The sequence below is a fragment of the Methylobacterium sp. Leaf123 genome (genome assembly GCF_001423405.1).
Lineage (GTDB): Bacteria > Pseudomonadota > Alphaproteobacteria > Rhizobiales > Beijerinckiaceae > Methylobacterium.
The window spans coordinates 97,843-116,271 of record NZ_LMNS01000005.1 but is presented as its reverse complement, the minus strand read 5'-3'; the positions used below and the strand labels follow the sequence as shown (position 1 = coordinate 116,271).

The following is an 18,429-nucleotide window of genomic DNA, read 5'->3' as shown; positions in this document are numbered from 1 at the left end:
TCAGAGGGCCGGGATCGTGTCGCCCTTGGCGCGGGTCGCGCCGGCCATGTCGCCGATCGCCGCGAGCGTGTCCCGCTGGGCCTCCCGTGCGACCTCGGCGAGGCGCTCGGGCGTCGGCATCGGCAGACGCACCAGCACCAGCGTGCCGACCCCTTCCTCGGAGCGGATGCGCAGCGATCCGCCATGCAATTCCGCGGTGGAGCGGGCGATGGCGAGGCCGAGGCCGGAGCCCTTGTAGCTGCGGGTGAGGTTGGTCTCGACCTGCTCGAACGGCCGCCCGAGCTTGGAGATCGCCGCCTTCGGGATGCCGATGCCGGTATCGCCGATGAACAGGTGGACGAAGCCGTTGCAGGATCGGCCGCGCAGGGCGACGCGCCCGCGTTCCGGGGTGAACTTCACCGCGTTCTGGATGATGTTGAGCAGGATCTGCTGAAGCGCCCGCTCGTCGGCCAGCACGTGCAGGGTGCCGGCCAATTCGAGATCGATGGAGACCGATTTGCTCGCCGCCTCCTTGGCGACCAAGCTCAACGCGGAGGCGAGCGCCGTGTCGAGGCTGATGTCGCGGCGCACGAGCTTCACCCGCTTCGCCTCGATGCGCGACATGTGCAGGATGTCGTCGATGACCGAGAGCAGGTAGGTGCCGCTCTGCTGGATGTCGCGGCAATAATCGGCGTAGCGCGGTGAGCCGAGCGATCCGTAGACCTCGCTCTCCATCAGCTCGGCAAAGCCCATGATGGCGTTGAGCGGCGTGCGCAGCTCGTGGCTCATATTGGCCAGGAACTCGGACTTGGCCTGATTGGCGATCTCGGCGCGGCCCTTCTGGTCGAGGTGACGCTCGGCGAGGTCGGCGAGCTGCTGCGTCTGGATTTCCAGGGTGCGGCGGGACCGTTTGAGATCCTTGACCGTCTCGATCAGCTCGCGCTCCGAGGTGACGAGCTGCTCTTGGTGGCGCTTGAGGCTGGTGATGTCGGTGCCGACCGAGACGTAGCCGCCGTCCTTGGTCCGCCGCTCGCTGACCTGGAGCCAGCGTCCGTCCGTCAGTTCCACCTCGAAGGTGCGTGACGGGCCGCGTTCCGAACCCGGAATGCCCCGGCGCACGGGGGGGAGGGCGCCGCGCCCCATGATCTCGTCGTAGCGACGGCCCGGCACCGCATCCTCGCTGGCCAGGGCGTGCAGGTCGCGGAATTTCGAGTTGCACAGCACCAGCCGGTTGCTGGCATCCCACAGCACGAAGGCTTCGGAGACGGCCTCCACCGCGTCGCGCAGGCGCATGTCGGCGGTGGCGGTGAACTCGGCAAGCCGGCGTTGCTCGGTGACGTCCATGGCGATGCCGACGAGATGGCGGCTGCCATCGACCGCATCCTCGACGATCTCGGCGCGGGTGCGCAGCCAGATCCACTCGCCGGCTGCGTCGCGGATACGGAACTCGTGATCGACGGTGGCGTGGCTCGCGGCGAGGTGGCGGGCGAGGCTGTAGAGATCGCCGTCCTCGGTATGCAGCAGGGCGTTCACGTCGCCGAAGGAGAGGAGATCCTTCTCCGGCGTGTAGCCGAGAAGGGCGTACATCGAATCGGACCAGAAGATCGTGCCGCGGGCGATGTCCCAGTCCCAGAGGCCGCAGCGTCCGCGTCCGAGCGCCGTGTCGAGCCGCTGCTTGACGAGATCGCAGACCTCGTCCGCCGCCTGCGCCCGCTGAGTCTGCAGGATGTAGGCGGTGGCCATGCCCGCCAGCACCAGGCCGATGGCCGAGAGGGAAACCGCGTGGTGGCCGAACATCCGCCACCAATTGTCGGCCAGCGGCTCGAACCTCTGGACGACCGCGACTTCGCCCATCCCGTCGGACAGGCGGCGTGCCGCGACGACCGCCTGTCCGCCGGCCTGGAGGTTCACGGTCATCGCCCCGGCGCTCTCGCCGAGGATGGCGATGGGCTCACCCTCGGCGAGATACCCGGCGAAGGTTTCGGCCGGAATCGGCGCGGGATAGGCGGCGCGAATCCGGCCGCCGGGGCCGATCACCAGAACCTCGCGGCCGGCCGGAAGGAGATGGACCGGAAGCACGCGCTCGAGCCGCGTCTCGTCGGCGGACGACGCGTTCGACAAAGCGAGCGCGGCAAGCCGCGCGAAGGCTTCGACCTCTCGGGTGGCCACGCGCATCGCCTCGTCGTGGCGCCCGCGCATCTGCAGGGCCGCCACGCCCAGCAGCGTGAGCATGAACACGACGAGCAAAGCCGGAAGCGCGTAGCGAAGCCACGTTTCCGCCCGGATGAGGCGGGCCTGGGCAGTGCCGGTCGTACGTTGGATCCCGAGGATCGTGTCCGCGCGCGCGCGCGCGGACAGGGACGCGGACACCGCCCCCGACATATCGACACCTCTGCACTGTTTGGAAACGGCGCCTTGGCCTGAGCCGCGTCGGCTGCTTCGAATCGTATTCACAATGGACATCGCGGGCCGGCGTTTGTCCACGCCGTTTTTGGGGTGGAGAATTGACACCGCGCGGCCCGGAAGAGCCGCGCGCCGCCGAAACGCTTTCCTCAACAATCCCTTAACTAGCCGGCCAAGCTACGTGTGCCGATATCGGTCACATCACGAGAAAGTCCGGGCGTGGCCGCGATGCGACGCAGGGCCGTCTCCGCCGCCGCCCGGCGCCCCGGTTCGAGGCGCCGCCAGGGGCCGAAGGCGGTCATCAGGCGTGCGGCGACCTGCGGATTGGTGCCGTCGAGCGCCAGCACGGTCTCGGCCACGAGGGCGTAGCCGGTCCCGTCCGCGCGGTTGAACTGGGTCGGGTTGGCGAGGCTGAAGCTGCCGACGAGGGAGCGCACTCGATTCGGGTTCGTCATGGCGAAGGCCGGGTGGCCCTGAAGGCGGCGGATGCGCGCCACCGTCCCGTCCTCGGGGATCATCGCCTGGATCGCGAACCACTTGTCGAGCACCAAAGGCTCGCCCGCGTAGCGCTCGGCGAAGGCGGACAGCGCCGCCTCCCGCGCCTCGCCCGGCAGGAGCGCGAGGGTGGCAAGCCCGGCGAGCCGGTCGGTCATGTTGGTCGCCTGCGCGATCTGCGCCTGCGCCAGAGCCGTGCCGGCCTCCGGGTCGGCGGCGGCGATCAGGTCGAGGGCGGCGTTGCGCAGGGCCCGCCGCCCGGCCGCGGCCGCGTCGGGCGAGAACGGGGTGCCCGCCGGCTCGGCCAGCGCCTCGCGGAGGCTCAGGAGCCGCGCCCGCAAGCCCGTGCCGAGGCGGCGGCGCAGATCGCGGCGCGCGCGGAAGATGGCGTCCGGATCGATCTCCGTTCCGATCTCGTCGGCGAGGTCGCCCTCGCTCGGCAGGGCCAGAACCTGTGCGGCGAAGGCCGGGTCGCGCAGGGCCTCCGCATCGAGGAAGACGCCGAGGGCAGCCACGAAGTCGTCGGCGCCCGCATGCGCGGCCGGCTCACTGCGCACCTGCGCCGTCATGAGTCCGAGGGCGATGCGCTGGGCCGCCTCCCACCGGTTGAAGCTATCGGGATCGTGGCGCAGCAGGGTCAGGCGGGCGGCGGCGTCGAGGGTGCTCTCGACGCGGATCGGTGCGGAGAAGGCGCGAAACAGCGACGGCACGGGTTCCGCGGCGACATTCTCGAAGGTCACGGCATCCTCGGCCGTCTCGAGCACGAACACGCCGTTCTCGATCCGCTCGGCGCGGGCGCCGTCGAGGGGGCCGTCTGCCCCCACGAGGCCGAGGTCGATCGGGATGACGAGGGGCGGCGCATCCGCCCCGGCGCCGGGCCGCGTCTGGCGGAAGGTGAGGCGGTAGGTCCGGGCGGCCGCGTCGTAGCTGCCGGAGACGGCGACCCGCGGCGTGCCCGGCCGCTCGTACCATTCGGCAAAGCGCGAGAGGTCGCGGCCCGTCACCGCCGCGAAGGCGGCGAGGAAATCCTCGACGGTGGCGGCGGTGCCGTCGTTGTCGGCGAAGTAGCGGTCCATGCCGGCGCGGAACGCGGTCTCGCCGATCAGGGTGCGCAGCATCCGCACGATCTCGGCGCCCTTCTCGTAGACGGTCGCCGTGTAGAAGTTGTTGATCTCGGCATATTGCTTCGGCCGCACCGGGTGGGCGAGCGGCCCGGCATCCTCCGGGAATTGGCGGGCGCGCAGGTTGCGCACCTCGGCGATCCGGTGGACGGGGCGCGAGCGCATGTCGGAGGAGAATTCCTGGTCGCGGAAGACGGTCAGGCCCTCCTTGAGGCAGAGCTGGAACCAGTCGCGGCAGGTGACGCGGTTGCCCGACCAGTTGTGGAAATACTCGTGGGCGATGATCGCCTCGATCGCCGCATAGTCGGCGTCGGTTGCGGTCTCGGGGCTGGCGAGCACGTATTTGTCGTTGAAGATGTTGAGGCCCTTGTTCTCCATCGCCCCCATGTTGAAATCGGAGACAGCGACGACGTTGAACACGTCGAGGTCGTAGGCGCGGCCGAACGCGGTCTCGTCCCAGGCCATGGACCGTTCCACCGCGTCGAGCGCGTAGGCGGCCCGGTCCGCCTTGCCCGGCTCGACATAGACCGCGATCTCGACCGCGCGGCCCTCCATGGTGGTGAAGGACTTCGCCACCCGGTCGAGCCGCCCGCCCACCAGGGCGAACAGGTAGGCGGGCTTGGGCAGCGGGTCGTGCCAGACCGCGTAATGCCGGTCCGTGCCCGGCACCGTGCCGGCCTCGACCGGATTGCCGTTGCCGAGCAGGACCGGGGCGGCTTCCCGCTCCGCCTCGATGCGGGTGGTGTAGACCGACAGCACGTCCGGCCGGTCGAGGAAGTAGGTGATCCGCCGGAAGCCGTCGGCCTCGCACTGGGTGCAGTAGACGCCGCCGGAGCGGTAGAGGCCCATCAATCGGGTGTTGGCGGTGGGGTCGAGCCGCGTCTCGATCCGCAGGGTGAACGGACGCGGCGGGGGCGTGTGCAGCGTCAGGCCCGAGGCATCGGCCCGGACGGCGTCCGACGCCAGCGCCTGCCCGTCGAGTTCGAGCGCCAGCAGCGTGAGGTTGTCGCCGTCGAGAACGAGGGACGCGCCCGCACGGCCCGCCGGATTCGGGCGTAGCGCGAGGGTCGCGGTCACGCGGGTGTCGTGCGGGTCGAGGCGCACGTCGAGTTCAACCCGGTCGATCAGGTGGTCGCTCGGGCGGTAATCTTCGAGGCGAACGGTCGGGGGCGTCTCGGTGCGCATCGGTCTGGGGCTCGCCGTCGGGAAAAGCGTCCCGTCTTCTAGAGGCGATCCCCGCCGAGCGGAATCCGTTGCGGATCGATCAGGCCGCCGCGGCTGCCTGTTTCGCCTGATGCCGAAGGGCGAGCCGGTAGGTCAGGTCGCTTTGCGCCAGGCTGCCCGCGATGAAACGATCGAAGGCGGCAACCCAGTGCGGGGTGAGGTGGATGTAGGTGTTGCGGGGCCCCGAGCGGACGAGGAAATTCCGCTCCTGCGCAACGGTCAGGATGTTGCGCACATGGCTGCCGGAGACCGCGAAGCGCGGCGCGAGATGGATGAGATCCGATCCGCGGATGCGGCTCGCCGGGTCGCTGCCGCCCATCTCCGAGAGCGCCAGCAGGATGATCAGTGCGCTGGTGCTGCTGAGAAAGACGATGATCTCGAGGTTGCTCCACATCATGGCGATGATCGCGTCGAAGGCGGCGACAGCGGACCGGGCGTGGGCCGCCTGGAACGCCAAGTCGCGCTGCCGCGCCGGCTCGAAACCCGGATCGGGATAGAGAACGTCGAGCGGTGCGTAATGGGCAGCCTTCCACTCGCGATCCCAGGCCAGGAGTCGCTCGGTCGGAAACAGGAGACGCACGCGGCTGTCCCCAGGCTGCTGCCGGAGTTCGAGATAGTTGGTCTGCACGAGGCGCGCGACGAAGCTGTCGATCAGCCTCGGGCTGGCGAAGCCGAAACGGGCGACCGTCTCCTTGAGCTGGCTCAGCGTCGGCCAGGTCGCCCGGTCCGCCGGATCGTAATTGGCATGCTGGCAGACGATGATGGCCAGGGTCGTCACCCGCCCGGCATCGGCGCCGAACTTGGCGGGAAACACGCCGGCTTCGTAGACCTTGGCATGTTCCGAGACGAAGACGCGGCGCGCCTCGGCGAAGTCGGGATGGGCCAGGATCTGCTCGGGCGTCGCGTGTTCGACGTCGCCGATCCCCGGGATGACCGAGCCGGTCCTCATGCGCCGTCCCCCGGTCGCGGCGTGCCGGATTCCATCATCAGCGCAGGCAGGGGCGAAGCGAAATGTGCCGGATACAATTTCCGGCAAGAGAAGATCTCGGGAACGCCAATATGTCCGGGCGCCAAATCAGTTTCGAAAGACTGTCTTTCGTTTTTCAATATCATTTTACTTTGATCTGACGTAAATCTTACGATGTTCGATAGCGAGCGCGACCGGCTCGATCAATTGCCACACCAGGGGCGATTTATCAAATGTATGTTATTTCGGGCGGCAATTGCCGTTTCGCCGCCACGTTCCGACAGGGCGCGCGGGTTCCTGATCGGCCGCCCTGTTGACGGGTATGCGCGCCGGGCCAGATAGCCGGCCATCCCTGTCATCATCCGGTGTGGCCATGGAATACTTGCACACGATGGTTCGCGTGGCGGACCTCGACCGCGCGCTCGCCTTCTACATCGATGCCTTCGGGCTCAAGGAGGTCCGGCGGGTCGAGAACGAGAAGGGCCGCTTCACCCTCGTCTTCCTCGCCGCTCCGGGGGATGTCGAGCGGGCCGCGGCGACGAAGTCGCCGCTGATCGAGCTGACCTACAATTGGGATCCGGAGACCTATTCCGGCGGGCGCAATTTCGGGCACCTCGCCTATCAGGTCGATGACATCTACGCCTTCTGCCAGCGGCTGAAGGAGGCGGGCGTGACCATCAACCGGCCGCCGCGCGACGGGTACATGGCCTTCGTGCGCTCGCCCGACGGCATTTCCATCGAGATCCTGCAAAAGGGCGGAGCGAAGCCGCCGCAGGAGCCGTGGGCCTCCATGGAGAACACCGGAACCTGGTAACTCCGACATGGGGGCGCCCGGGCACGATGCCCCGGCGCCCGTCCGGTCACGCTTCGAGCTTGGGCGTGATGCCGAGTTCGGCGAGCTTGGCGCAGACCGCATCGACCGGCCGCTTCAGCCGCAGGCTGATGACGGAGACGGGTACGCCTTCGCGGGCCATGCTGCGCAGGCTCTGGACGGCGTCGAGGCTCCAGTTGGTATCGACCGACATGGCTTCCTCCTGTTTCTCAGGCGGCAAGGCGATCCGGCGAGACATCGAGCGGACCGCTCCGCTCGAACGAGGTGGATCGCTGGGGCCGGCGCGGCAACCTCACGCCGAACATCTGTGCATGCTCGCGAGTTGGGCGGCGCGCAGCGTCGGCCGGCCCTGGAGCCCCCCGCGGAGCGGGACGCGCAAGCTCGAACGCTCCACGGCGAGGAGGATATTGCATCCCCCCACCACGGCGCCCGTCTCGTCGCGCAAGGCGGTTGGGTAAGGCATGAACGCCATCCGGCTCCCATCCGGCCGTTCGAGGCCGATCTGGAGACCGCGCACGGCGCGCGCGCCTCTGAGGGTGAGCGCCATTGGCGACAGGTCGTGCGGCAGCGGCGCACCGTCCGCCTCGAACAGCCGCCACGCCCCGCACCAGCGCGCCTTGCCGATCACGGGGCGGAACCCCCAAAGCCCTGCGGCGGCCTCGTTGTAGTAGGTCAGCCAGCCATTGGCATCGGTGGTATAGAGTGGTGCATCGATCTGCCGGAACAGATCGGCCCGCGACGGCTCGTAGTTCCAGTCCGAATCGGGCGCGTCGAAATCGTAGGCGAAATCGTCCGTGTTCATCAGGCTCCCCACGACGTCCGGGCATTCGAAATGCCCGCTGCCAGCACTTCGCGCCCCCCTCTGTCATGGGTTCCTGGGGACCTCCCGGCGCCTGGGCCGGCTTGGAAGGTCCTTCGGAGCGGTGCCGGAGCGCCACCCTCCAGATCGTCCAACCCCTGCGGGATTGTGCCTCGAAGCTTCCGGGGGCGGTCGCTCCTCGACGCCATGAACGGCAACGCGGGCCGAACTGGGCTCTCTCGCCGGGTCTGATACGGACGAGGGGTAGAATGCACGTCTCGCCGCATGAGGCAAGCACCTCGACGACATTTCATGAGCTGATTCGCTGATTAGGATCGATCCAACTTATTGCAATGCAAAAAAAGACTAGGTTTCGTGCGGGATGAGGCAGCTTCAATCTTCGGCAATGCAGCGAATACCACATTTGTTGTACGTGACATCCAACATGCCGGAACCGTCTGCCCCCCTGCCCGTGTCCGAACGAGGGTTCACAGAGCGTGTTTCGGCGAGATCCGCATTGATCCGCCGCAACGATTCGATGCACAGCCTTCAGGAGCCTTCGATGAAGTGGCCCTTCACAAGGGACCTGTCGGTGAAGGCGCCCTCTCTGTCCCATCGGTCCGCAGCCGCCGTGCCCGTCCCCGGTTCAGATTGCGTCCACGGCCGGCCGAGGGTCGTTCGATGACCCGCATGCCCACCGGCGAGGGCGTGCCGGCGTCCCTGCGCTTCCTCGAGGAGGGCGGGCAGACGGGCCGTGAGATCCTGGCGTACCCTTGGGCGGACACGCCGCTCGGTCCGCTGGAGGATTGGCCGGTTTCTCTCCGCACGACGCTGGCGACGATGCTGGCCTGCCCCGCCGCGATGTTCCTCGCCTGGGGCCCCGAAGGGATTTCCTTCTTCAACGATGCCTACCGGCCGGTCTTCGGCGATCGCTTGCCCCGGGCGCTCGGTGCGCGGTTTCGCGAGATCTGGGCCGACCTGTGGGAGGATATCGGCCCCTTGGTCGATGCCGCGCTGCGCGGCGAAAGCGTCGCCCAGCGCAACCTGCCGCTCCTCATGGATCGCTACGGCGTGCCCGAGGAGAGCTGGTGGAGCTTCACCTATTCGCCGGTGCGAGACGATGCGGGCCGGATCAACGGCATGATCTGCGTCACGGCGGAAACGACGGCCGAGGTGCTGGCCGAGCGGGCGCGTCGCCGCAGCGACGAGCGCCTGGAGATGGCGCTCTCGGCCGGTGGCAGCATCGGAATCTGGGATTGGGACGTGACGGCCGATCGCGTCACCGCCGATCCGCGCTTTGCCGCGCTCTACGGCGTCGATCCGGAGATGGCGGCGGACGGGGCGCCCATCGGCGCATTCTTTTCCGGGGTGCATCCCGACGACCTGCCAAGCCTGCGATCGAGCATCGAGGCGGTGCTCGGCACGGGCGGGCGGTTCGATGCGGAGTACCGCCTCGTTCAGGGGGACGGCAGCATCCGCTGGGTCGCCGCGCAGGGGCGCTGTACGCTCGGCGAGGACGGGACGCCGCGCCACTTTCCCGGCGTCAGCTTCGATATCACCGAGCGCAAGCGCATCGAGCAGGCGCTTCGCGACAGCCAGGACCGCTTCCGCGGCATCATCAACTCGGTCGATCAGATGATCTGGTCGACGCGAGCCGACGGCTACCACGACTTCTACAACGAGCGCTGGTACGCGTTCACCGGCGTCCCCGTCGGCAAGACCGACGGCGAGGCCTGGAGCGGGATGATCCATCCCGATGACCGGGAACGGGCCTGGGTGGATTGGCAGCATGCCCTCGCCACGGGCGAAAACTATCAGATCGAGTATCGCCTGCGGCACCGATCCGGCCTCTACCGCTGGGTACTCGGCCGGGCGCAGCCGGTGCGCGATGCGGATGAGCGGATCGTGCGCTGGTTCGGCACCTGCACCGATATCCACGACCGCAAGCTCGCGGAACAACGCCAAGTCTTCCTCCTCGGCCTGAACGACCGGCTGCGGGAGGCGGATGATCCGCAGACGGTGACGCTCGCCGCGGCCGCGACGCTCGGCGCCCATGTCGGCGTGGCGCGGGCCGGCTACGGCGAGATCGACGAGGCCGGCGAGATCGTGCGGGTCGAGCGCGACTGGACCCGCGACCCGTCGGTGCCGAGCCTCGCGGGCACGTCGCGCATCCTCGACGGGTTCGGTCCGGCGGTGATCGCGGAGCTGCGGGCCGGGCTCACCCTCGTGGTGGAGGATTGCTACGCCGACCTCCGAGCCGGGCGCGATTACGCGGCGACGTGGGATTCCATCGGTTGCCGGTCTCTCGTCGTCGTGCCGCTGATCCGCGAGGGGCGGCTGCGGGCGATCCTCTACCTGCACGAGTCGCAGCCGCGGGCCTGGCGCGCCGAGGAGATCGGGCTGGTCGAGGATGTCGCCCAGCGCGTCGGGCATGCCGCCGACCGCGCCCGCGCCGAGCAGGCCGAGCACGCGAATGCCCGCGAACTGCGCCTGGTCGCCGATTCGCTGCCGGTCCTCATCGCCCTGTTCGATGCGGACGGGGTGTGCCGCTTCGCCAATGCGGCCAGCGCCGACTGGTTCGACGTCGCCCCGGCGGAGTCGGTCGGGCAGACGCTCGCTGCGCTGATCGGGCCCGGAGCTTTCGCCGAGGCGCGGCCACGCTTCGACAGCGCCCGTGCCGGTCGCGAGGTCCGGGCCGAGCGGGCCTGGCCGCGCCGGGACGGCAGCCCGCGCATCGCCGACATCCGCTACCTGCCGCGGCCGATGCCGGACGGCTCGACCGAAGGGGCCTACCTGTTCGTCACCGACATCTCGGACGCCAAGCGCATCGAGGCGATGCTGGAGCGCGAGGTCGGCGAGCGCACACGCGAGCGCGATCGTCTCTGGCAGACCACGAACGACCTGATGGGGACGGCCGGCCCCGACGGTCACCTCCGCAGCGTCAATCCGGCCTGGGGACGCCTGCTCGGCTGGAGCGAGCGGGAGTTGCTCGAACGTCCGCTCCTCGATTTCATCGACCCCGAGGACCGTTCCGGCACCGGAGCCGTGCTGGCACGGCTCGCCGGGAGCGAGCAGGTCACCGATTTCGTCGATCGGATCCTCAGCAAGGACGGGCGCCGCCGCACCGTGATGTGGACGGCGGTGCCCGAGGGCGGCTGCTTCCATGTCGTCGGCCGCGACATCACCGACCAGCGCCTCGCCGAGGAGCAGTTGCGGCAGGCGCAGAAGATGGAGGCGGTCGGCCAATTGACCGGGGGCATCGCCCACGACTTCAACAACCTCCTCACGGGCATCATCGGTTCGCTCGACCTGATGCAGACCCGCATCTCCCAGGGCCGCATCGACACCCTGGAACGCTATGCCGGGGCGGCCCTCGCCTCGGCCCACCGTGCCGCGTCGCTGACTCATCGCCTGCTCGCCTTCGCCCGGCGCCAGCCGCTCGAACAGAAGCCCGTCGACGTGAATGGGCTGCTGGCCGGCATGGAGGAGATGCTGCGGCGCGCGCTCCCCGAGCAGGTCCATCTCGACATCGTCGCGACGGAGGGCCTCTGGCCCACGCTCTGCGATCCGCACCAGCTCGAGAACGCGGTGCTCAACCTCGCCATCAATGCGCGCGACGCCATGCCGGAGGGCGGCCGGCTCGTCGTCGAAACCGGTAACACCCGTCTGGGGCCCGCCGATCTGACCCTGCATTCGGGCGCCCGCGAAGGTGCTTATGTCTGCATCCGCGTCACCGATACGGGCCACGGCATGCCGCCGGAGGTTGCCGCCCGGGCCTTCGAGCCGTTCTTCACGACCAAGCCCCTCGGCATGGGGACCGGCCTCGGCCTGTCGATGATCTACGGGTTCGCCCGCCAGTCGGAGGGGCATGCCCGGATCGTGTCCGAGCCCGGCCGGGGGACGACGGTGACGATCTACCTGCCCCGCTACCGCGGCGCGCTGCCGTCCGAGCGCCCGGCGGCCTCGCCGCCCGAGCCGGCGCGCACGGAGCGGAACGAGACGGTGCTCGTGGTCGAGGACGAGCCGGTGGTGCGCGACCTCGTGGTCGAGGTGCTGCGCGAACTCGGCTTCCGCGCGATCGAGGCGCCGGATGGGCCCTCCGGCCTGGAGATCGTGCGATCGTCCGCCCGGATCGACCTTCTGGTCACCGATGTCGGCCTGCCCGGCCTCAACGGACGCCAACTCGCCGACCACGCCCGCGCCCTGCGGCCCGGGCTAAGGGTGCTGTTCATGACGGGATATGCCGAGAACGCGACCTTCGGCGGCGGCCGGCTCGATCCGGACATGCAGATGATCACCAAGCCGTTTCCGGTTGAGCGGCTCGCCGCACGCATCCGTGAGATGATGGAGCTTTCGTGAAACTTGGCCTGACCGTGGCTTGTAACGGGGGCTTTTCCGTCCGACAGGACACATCGACTTGTGGAAGGCCCGGAACGGCCCAACACCGCGCACGTTGACCGGCGCGAAGAGTACGTCGTTTCCAGGCTGCGGTAAGCGAACAGACGAGCGGTATGGGTGCTGACACGCCACAGGGCGGCCTTTCGGGGAATAGCGGGGCGGAGACCCCGTTCGACCTCGGCGACGGCTTTCGCCGGTTCGCCGACCACGTTCCGCTGATGATGTGGCGTACGGATGAGAGCGGGCGCTCGACCTATCACAACGAGTGCTGGCTCCAGTTCACCGGCCGCCCCCTCGCCGAGGAGATCGCCGACGGCTGGCGCGGAGGGGTGCACCCGGACGATTTCCGGCGCCACGCCGAGATCGTCGAGAAGGCCTTCGAGTCGCGCCTTCCCTTCACCGTGGAGTTTCGTCTGCGCCGCCACGACGGAGCCTATCGCTGGCTCCTCGATACCGGTCGCCCGCTCGAGGAGAACGGCGTCTTCCACGGCTATCTCGGCTCGTGCTTCGACATCACCGATCGGAAGAACGCCGAGGAGCATGCCGAGCGCGCCCTGGTCGAGAAGGAGACGCTGCTGGCGGAAATCTATCACCGGGTGCGCAACAACCTCCAGGTGATGGTGAGTCTGATCGGCCTCTATGGCCGCGCCGCGCCGGAAGCCTGCCGCGGCAGTTTCGATGCCCTGGGCCAGCGGGTGCGGGCGATCGCCCTGGTGCAGCAGCATCTGCACGAGGCGCCGCACATCGCCTCGATCGATCTGCGCGACTATCTTCACCGGCTCGCCTCCGGACTCGGGCAGTTGCGCCGGGCCGGGCGGATCGGCGTGAGCGTCGAGGGGGACGGAACGAGCCTCGTCGAGCCGCGCACCGCCAACGCGCTCGGCATGATCGTGGCCGAGGTCGTCGCGGAATGCCTCGATGCCACCACGGAGACGGTGACCTGCGGCATCACGATCCGCATCAATGCCGAGGCCGGTGCGCCGGTGCGTCTCTCGGTGGTCTCCGGGTCCGGCGAAGCCGCCGCCGCGGGGCGGGAGGGCGTGCCGAAGCTCGGTCCCCGTCTCATCGCCGCCTATGCCGCACAGGCCGAGATCGCGGTCAGCGGAACGGCGACGGAGGCCGACCCGCTTCTCCTGCAACTGCCCGAGGCCCGCGCCTACGTACCCCCGACGCTTTCGCCCTCCTTAAGCTGACGCAATCGGCGCAGGCGGGTGCCTCGCGGCCGCGGCTTGCGATCGCTATATCGGGTTCGATTTCCGACGCTCCTGAACGCGAGTGCCATGCTCCCCGACCTCGACACCATCATCGAGAATTTCGAGATCCTCGACGACCCCATGGATCGCTACGAGTATGTGATCGAACTCGGTAAGCTGATGCCGAAAATGCCGGAAGCGGCGAAGGTCGAGGACAATCGCGTCTCCGGCTGCGAGAGCCAGGTGTGGATCGACGTCTCTCTGAAGGACGACGCGGGTCACCCGGCGCTGAAGCTCGAGGGGGACAGCGATTCCCATATCGTGAAGGGCTTCGTGGCGCTGATGGTGGCGCTCTACGAGGGCAAGACGCCGGACGAGGCGATCCGGGCCGACGGCTTCGATTTGCTCAAGCGCCTCGATTTCGGATCGCACATCACATCGAAGCGCTCGAACGGCGTGCGCGCGATGGTGGACCGCATCCGGAAGGATGCGGGCCGCCTGGGAACGCCGAACTGACCCGCCGCGAGACCTGACCGACGCGCGGGGCGACAGCTCTCAGGACGAGGCCGGCGGCTGGTCCGTCGGGAGGCGCCAAGCGCGGGTACGGGCCCGCTCCGGCCCCGTCGCCTCACGCGCGATGCCGTAATGCTCGGCGAGCCGCCCGAGGGCGATCCGGGCCACCACCTTGGCGGACCGGGCCGGCCAGCGTCGCTCCGCCTCGATCCGTTCGAGACCTTTGAGAAACCCGCACAGGTCGATCAGAAGCCCCGAGAGATCCGAGCCCACCGCCGCCAGGGCGAGATCCACCCGCTGGCGTGCGGCGATGACCCGGTCGGAACCCGAGCTCGGATCGCGCGGGCCGCCGCCATCGACCCGCGGGGCGGTCCAATCGGTCGAGAGTTGCGGCATCATCTGCGCCGAGGCGAGGTCGTGGCGCAGCCGCTCGCCCGCCGCGAAGGCCGCCGCATTGATCATCGGCTCCCCGTCGCGACCGCGCCGCCGCGCCATCCAGGCAAGCGGGCTCTCCGCCGTGTCCCGCACGCGTTCCCCATCGCCCGTACGCTCCCGGACCACGGCGAGGTGCTGCATCCGGAAGCTGTCCGGCCCGCCGATTTCCGCCCGCCGCAAACGGGCGCGCCCGGCCGCCCCGATGACCAGCCGGTTGCGCCGACCATCGTCTCGCGACGCGAGATCCGCCGCCACCAGCGCTTCGCCGGCACGTACCGGGAAACGCCCGGCACCCAGCGACACCCCACGTCCGCCGCTGCGCACGATCAGCGTTTCCGGCGCACTCGGATCAGGGGAGGCGTAGGCACCCTCGGGCGCCAAAGCCGCCAGCAGGCGTTCGGCCTCGCGTCCGAGACCGCCCGCATTGTTCATGTTTTGTTCTTTAGACATCACACCACCCGAACCGGAACCGCTTCGGGAGGCTAAGGGAAAATCGTCCTAATACAAGTCTTGACAGAGTTTGGTGCCGCCTCTGGTTGCACCGTCACGCTGTCGGTTTCGGGCGCTTTCAGGCCCGAGATGGCTGCGTCGGCGGCTTCTTGAGGATCTCGGCGATCTCTTCCTCGGACTTGCCGCGCACCGCGTATCCCATCTGCTCGAAGCGATCGATCAGACGGTCACTGTCGCAGGCTGAGCGGGCGGCCCACTCGGCGAGCGCTTCATTAGTCTTGGCAAGTTGTTCGGAGGGGCTATCGTTGTTCATGTGGAGGCAATGCAGCAGAGGTTGCGCCGTTCCACGACTTTGTTGTTGATAACCCGATTCGTCAATCTCGACCCGGACGAACCGCCGCTGCGCCGGCCCTGAACAGGGTGGCGCAGCGGGCTTTGCGTGAGAGCCGAGCCGGCAAAAAACCTCAGGCGGCCGCGTCGTAGCCCGGCCGCACCTGTCCGAGGCCGATCGCCTTGGCGAGGTCGGAGCGGGCCTTGGCATAGTTCGGCGCCACCATCGGGTAGTCGGGCGGGAGGCCCCACTTGGCGCGATACTGCTCGGGGGAGAGGTTGTATTTCGCGCGCAGATGCCGCTTGAGCGACTTGAAGGTCCGCCCATCTTCCAGGCAGACGAGATAGTCCGGCTGGATCGACTTCTTGACCGGCACGGCCGGCTGGAGTGCTTCCTGGGCCGCGGGCTGGGGCGCGGCGGCCCGGCCGGTTCCGACCTGGATCAGGGCGCCGTGGATGCTGCCGATCAGACCGGCAAGTTCGGCGGCCGGCACCGGATTGTTGCTCACATAAGCGGCCACGATGTCGGCCGTGAGAGCGACGTAATCGACCGGCGTCTCGGTTTCGTTCATGTTCGTGGTTGTCCCTTGGCGGTGCATCGCGCGCAATCGATCCGGTCCATCATCCTTTGTGAAGACGGAAACGGACAGGTACGTATCGGCCTGTGCAATGGTGCCGCTTGATTTCGGTTTGGCGTGACGCCCCCGCAGTCACGGGTTCTACCTAGATCATCCAAATTAGACCTGCAAGACAGGACCGGTATGCACAACTGAACGGACCCATCGCCATCCGGGACGTGCACAATTTGACGTGAATGCTCGACATCGCTTCCAGGGGGAGAGCCGCTGCGCTGCGATGGCAGGTGCGCGGCGCTTACGGGATGACGCGAGGACGGCGCATTGGCGAGCCTTGCGGCCACGGCCGCCGCGCGGCACACCGCCTGGCATTCTCACGCGTTGTTCTATGACGTGCACAATGCGTTCCCACCGGAGTCCGGCGATGACCTTCGAGCCACCCCCCTTCGCCCTGCCGCCCGAGGCACCCGTTGCCGAGACGCGCCCTCATTCCTTCGACCTCTTCGGGCAGCGCGTCGAAGACCCGTTCGCGTGGCTCAAGGCCGAGAACTGGCGCGCGGTGCTGAAGGACCCCTCGGCGCTGGCCCCTGACATCCGCGCCTATCTCGAGGCCGAGAACGCCTATGCCGAGGCGGCGCTCAGCGGTGCGGCCGACTTGCGCAAGACGCTGGTCGCCGAGATGCGCGGGCGCATCCGCGAGGACGATGCCTCGGTGCCCGAGCCCGACGGCCCCTTTGCCTATTATTCCCGCCACCGCGAGGGCGGGCAGCATCCGCTGGTCTGTCGCCGTCCGCGCACCGTCCACCGCATCGCCGAGGAGCCGGAGGATGGCGAGATCGGTGAACAGATCCTGCTCGACGGCGACCGGGAAGGGGAGGGGCTCGCCTTCTTCGAGATCGCCGGGGCGGCGCATTCCGACGACCACCGCCTACTCGCCTGGGGCGTCGACACCAAGGGCTCGGAACTCCACACCATCCGCGTGCGCGACCTCGACACCGGCGCGGACCGCGCGGAGCGGGTCGAGTCGACCGCGGGCGAGGCGGTGTGGAACGCGGCCGGCACCGCCTTCTTCTACGTGGCGCTCGACGAGAACCACCGTCCGGCCCGCGTCATGCGCCACCGCCTCGGCACTGATCAGGCGGAGGACACGACCGTCTACGAGGAAGCCGATCCGGGCTTCTTCGTGAATATCGGCCGCACCCAGTCGGGCACCTACCTCACCGTCACGGCGAGCGACCACGAGACATCGGAGGTCTACCTGCTCGACCGCGCCGACGACGAGGGCGCTCTGGCCTGCGTCGCGCCCCGCGAGGAGCGGCTGATCTACTCGGTCGAGCATTGGGGCTCGTACCTCGTCATCCTGACGAATGCCGACGGCGCGGTGGACTTCAAGATCGTCACCTGCCCTCTCGACGCCACGACGCGCGAGAACTGGCGCGATGCGGTGCCGTATCGGCCCGGCGTGATGATCCGGCACCTCCACGTGCTCGGCAACCACCTTGTGCGGCTCGAACTGGAGAATGCCCTGCCGCGCATCGTCGTGCGCGACATGAAGGGCGAGGAGCACACCGTCTCCTTTGCCGAGGAAGCCTATTCGCTCGGACTGCTGCCCGGCTACGAGTTCGAGACGGCGCGGATCCGCTTCAGCTACTCGTCGATGACGACGCCGGCCGAGACCTACGACTACGATTGCGTTACCCGCGCTCGCATCCTGCGCAAGCGCCAGAGCGTCCCGAGCGGCCACGAGCCCGCCGACTACGTGACCCGGCGCCTGTTCGCGACCGCGCCCGATGGCGAGACCGTGCCGATCTCGCTGTTGCACCGTCGCGGGCTCAGTCTCGACGGCTCGGCACCGCTGCTGCTCTACGGCTACGGCTCCTACGGCACGCTGATGCCGGCGGGCTTCCGTACCAACCTGCTCAGCCTCGTCGATCGCGGCTTCGTCTACGCCATCGCCCATGTCCGCGGCGGTACGGAGAAGGGCTGGAACTGGTATCTCGAGGGTAAGCGCGAGAAGAAGCCCAACACCTTCACCGATTTCGTCGCCTGCGGCCGGGCCCTGATCGAGGCCGGCTACACCGCGCAGGGGCGCATCGTCGCCCATGGCGGCAGCGCGGGCGGCATGCTGATGGGGGCGGCCGCCAACCTCGCGCCGGAGCTGTTCGCTGGCATCGTCGCCGACGTGCCCTTCGTCGATGTGCTCAACACCATGCTCGACGCGGATCTGCCGCTGACGCCGCCGGAATGGCCCGAATGGGGCAACCCGGCCGAGAGCGAGGAGGCGTTCAAGACGATCCTCGCCTACTCGCCCTACGACAACGTCGCCGCCAAAGCCTATCCGGCAATCCTCGCGCTCGGCGGCCTCACCGATCCGCGCGTGACCTATTGGGAGCCGGCCAAATGGGTGGCGCGGCTGCGCGCCACCATGACCGGCGGCGGCCCGGTCCTCATGAAGATCAACATGGAGGCCGGGCATGGCGGCGCCGCCGGGCGGTTCGACCGCCTGGAGGAGGTCGGCCTGATCTACGCCTTCGCGCTGATGGCAGCGGGACGCGCAGCCAAGTCGGTCTGATCCTGATCTATGCCGGCCGCGACCTGTCGCGGCCGGCGCTTCGACAAAGCTTTGCGAAGAGGGCAGAACAAAACCTGCGCCTTTGCTATGCTGGTCCGACGAAAAATAAGTTCAAAATAATAATCAAGCACGACGCCCAGGGA

General features: G+C 68.4%; 13 protein-coding genes. 5 read left to right on the top strand and 8 right to left on the bottom strand.

Translation table 11 applies throughout. From position 1 onward, the window contains the following. From ASF53_RS06785 to ASF53_RS06775, 3 genes are all read right to left on the bottom strand, one after another. Window positions 1–2,361, bottom strand: a complete 2,361-nt coding sequence (locus ASF53_RS06785; RefSeq protein WP_056195887.1) for a PAS domain-containing sensor histidine kinase — start codon at window positions 2,359–2,361, stop codon at window positions 1–3. A gap of 185 nt (window positions 2,362–2,546) precedes the next feature. After that, window positions 2,547–5,183 carry an aminopeptidase N gene (gene pepN / locus ASF53_RS06780; RefSeq protein ID WP_056195883.1) on the bottom strand — a complete coding sequence of 879 codons (2,637 nt, stop codon included), beginning with the start codon at window positions 5,181–5,183 and terminating at the stop codon, window positions 2,547–2,549. Between the two features lie 79 nt (window positions 5,184–5,262). Beyond that, window positions 5,263–6,171, bottom strand: a complete 909-nt coding sequence (locus ASF53_RS06775) for a hypothetical protein (RefSeq protein ID WP_056195879.1) — start codon at window positions 6,169–6,171, stop codon at window positions 5,263–5,265. 391 nt (window positions 6,172–6,562) lie between these two features. Between ASF53_RS06775 and ASF53_RS06770 the strand changes: the two genes are divergently transcribed. Then, window positions 6,563–7,003, top strand: coding sequence for a VOC family protein (locus ASF53_RS06770; RefSeq protein WP_056195874.1), 441 nt, complete (start codon window positions 6,563–6,565; stop codon window positions 7,001–7,003). Between the two features lie 46 nt (window positions 7,004–7,049). Here the strand turns inward: ASF53_RS06770 and ASF53_RS26245 are convergent, their stop codons facing one another. Further along, window positions 7,050–7,214, bottom strand: a complete 165-nt coding sequence (locus ASF53_RS26245) for a hypothetical protein (RefSeq protein WP_200943171.1) — start codon at window positions 7,212–7,214, stop codon at window positions 7,050–7,052. A 99-nt stretch (window positions 7,215–7,313) separates the two neighbouring features. After that, window positions 7,314–7,823: a hypothetical protein gene (locus tag ASF53_RS06765; RefSeq protein WP_056195872.1), complete on the bottom strand. Its 510-nt coding sequence runs from the start codon at window positions 7,821–7,823 to the stop codon at window positions 7,314–7,316. 678 nt (window positions 7,824–8,501) lie between these two features. On the opposite strand from ASF53_RS06765, the gene ASF53_RS06760 reads away from it, so the two are divergent. The 3 genes from ASF53_RS06760 (at window position 8,502) to ASF53_RS06750 (ending at window position 13,927) form a co-directional block, all read left to right on the top strand. Further along, window positions 8,502–12,179, top strand: a complete 3,678-nt coding sequence (locus ASF53_RS06760; protein ID WP_056195870.1) for a PAS domain-containing protein — start codon at window positions 8,502–8,504, stop codon at window positions 12,177–12,179. Window positions 12,180–12,331: 152 nt separating this feature from the next. Next, on the top strand, window positions 12,332–13,411 hold the full coding sequence (locus ASF53_RS06755; protein WP_056195868.1) for a sensor histidine kinase: 1,080 nt from the start codon (window positions 12,332–12,334) through the stop codon (window positions 13,409–13,411). A gap of 87 nt (window positions 13,412–13,498) precedes the next feature. Continuing rightward, entirely contained in the window at window positions 13,499–13,927 is a 429-nt protein-coding gene (locus ASF53_RS06750) for a SufE family protein (protein ID WP_056195866.1), read from the top strand. Between the two features lie 39 nt (window positions 13,928–13,966). Here the strand turns inward: ASF53_RS06750 and ASF53_RS06745 are convergent, their stop codons facing one another. The 3 genes from ASF53_RS06745 to ASF53_RS06735 form a co-directional block, all read right to left on the bottom strand. After that, window positions 13,967–14,809 carry a DUF6456 domain-containing protein gene (locus ASF53_RS06745; protein WP_056195863.1) on the bottom strand — a complete coding sequence of 281 codons (843 nt, stop codon included), beginning with the start codon at window positions 14,807–14,809 and terminating at the stop codon, window positions 13,967–13,969. A gap of 118 nt (window positions 14,810–14,927) precedes the next feature. Continuing rightward, a complete protein-coding gene (locus tag ASF53_RS06740; RefSeq protein WP_056195860.1) occupies window positions 14,928–15,122 on the bottom strand; it encodes a hypothetical protein in 195 nt (64 codons plus the stop codon). Window positions 15,123–15,273: 151 nt separating this feature from the next. Beyond that, complete coding sequence (locus ASF53_RS06735; protein WP_056195857.1) at window positions 15,274–15,711, bottom strand: Ros/MucR family transcriptional regulator; 438 nt, start codon at window positions 15,709–15,711, stop codon at window positions 15,274–15,276. 427 nt (window positions 15,712–16,138) lie between these two features. On the opposite strand from ASF53_RS06735, the gene ASF53_RS06730 reads away from it, so the two are divergent. Then, window positions 16,139–18,286, top strand: coding sequence for a S9 family peptidase (locus ASF53_RS06730; RefSeq protein ID WP_056195854.1), 2,148 nt, complete (start codon window positions 16,139–16,141; stop codon window positions 18,284–18,286). Window positions 18,287–18,429 lie beyond the last annotated feature (143 nt).

What these genes read in the sequence shown, in the direction of transcription:
- ASF53_RS06730 (WP_056195854.1), top strand. Translation starts at nt 16,139, where the DNA reads ATGACCTTCGAGCCACCCCCCTTCGCCCTGCCGCCCGAGGCACCCGTT.
- pepN (WP_056195883.1), bottom strand. Translation starts at nt 5,183, where the DNA reads ATGCGCACCGAGACGCCCCCGACCGTTCGCCTCGAAGATTACCGCCCG.
- ASF53_RS06755 (WP_056195868.1), top strand. Translation starts at nt 12,332, where the DNA reads ATGGGTGCTGACACGCCACAGGGCGGCCTTTCGGGGAATAGCGGGGCG.
- ASF53_RS06760 (WP_056195870.1), top strand. Translation starts at nt 8,502, where the DNA reads ATGACCCGCATGCCCACCGGCGAGGGCGTGCCGGCGTCCCTGCGCTTC.
- ASF53_RS06745 (WP_056195863.1), bottom strand. Translation starts at nt 14,809, where the DNA reads ATGTCTAAAGAACAAAACATGAACAATGCGGGCGGTCTCGGACGCGAG.
- ASF53_RS26245 (WP_200943171.1), bottom strand. Translation starts at nt 7,214, where the DNA reads ATGTCGGTCGATACCAACTGGAGCCTCGACGCCGTCCAGAGCCTGCGC.
- ASF53_RS06785 (WP_056195887.1), bottom strand. Translation starts at nt 2,361, where the DNA reads ATGTCGGGGGCGGTGTCCGCGTCCCTGTCCGCGCGCGCGCGCGCGGAC.
- ASF53_RS06750 (WP_056195866.1), top strand. Translation starts at nt 13,499, where the DNA reads ATGCTCCCCGACCTCGACACCATCATCGAGAATTTCGAGATCCTCGAC.
- ASF53_RS06765 (WP_056195872.1), bottom strand. Translation starts at nt 7,823, where the DNA reads ATGAACACGGACGATTTCGCCTACGATTTCGACGCGCCCGATTCGGAC.
- ASF53_RS06735 (WP_056195857.1), bottom strand. Translation starts at nt 15,711, where the DNA reads ATGAACGAAACCGAGACGCCGGTCGATTACGTCGCTCTCACGGCCGAC.
- ASF53_RS06775 (WP_056195879.1), bottom strand. Translation starts at nt 6,171, where the DNA reads ATGAGGACCGGCTCGGTCATCCCGGGGATCGGCGACGTCGAACACGCG.
- ASF53_RS06740 (WP_056195860.1), bottom strand. Translation starts at nt 15,122, where the DNA reads ATGAACAACGATAGCCCCTCCGAACAACTTGCCAAGACTAATGAAGCG.
- ASF53_RS06770 (WP_056195874.1), top strand. Translation starts at nt 6,563, where the DNA reads ATGGAATACTTGCACACGATGGTTCGCGTGGCGGACCTCGACCGCGCG.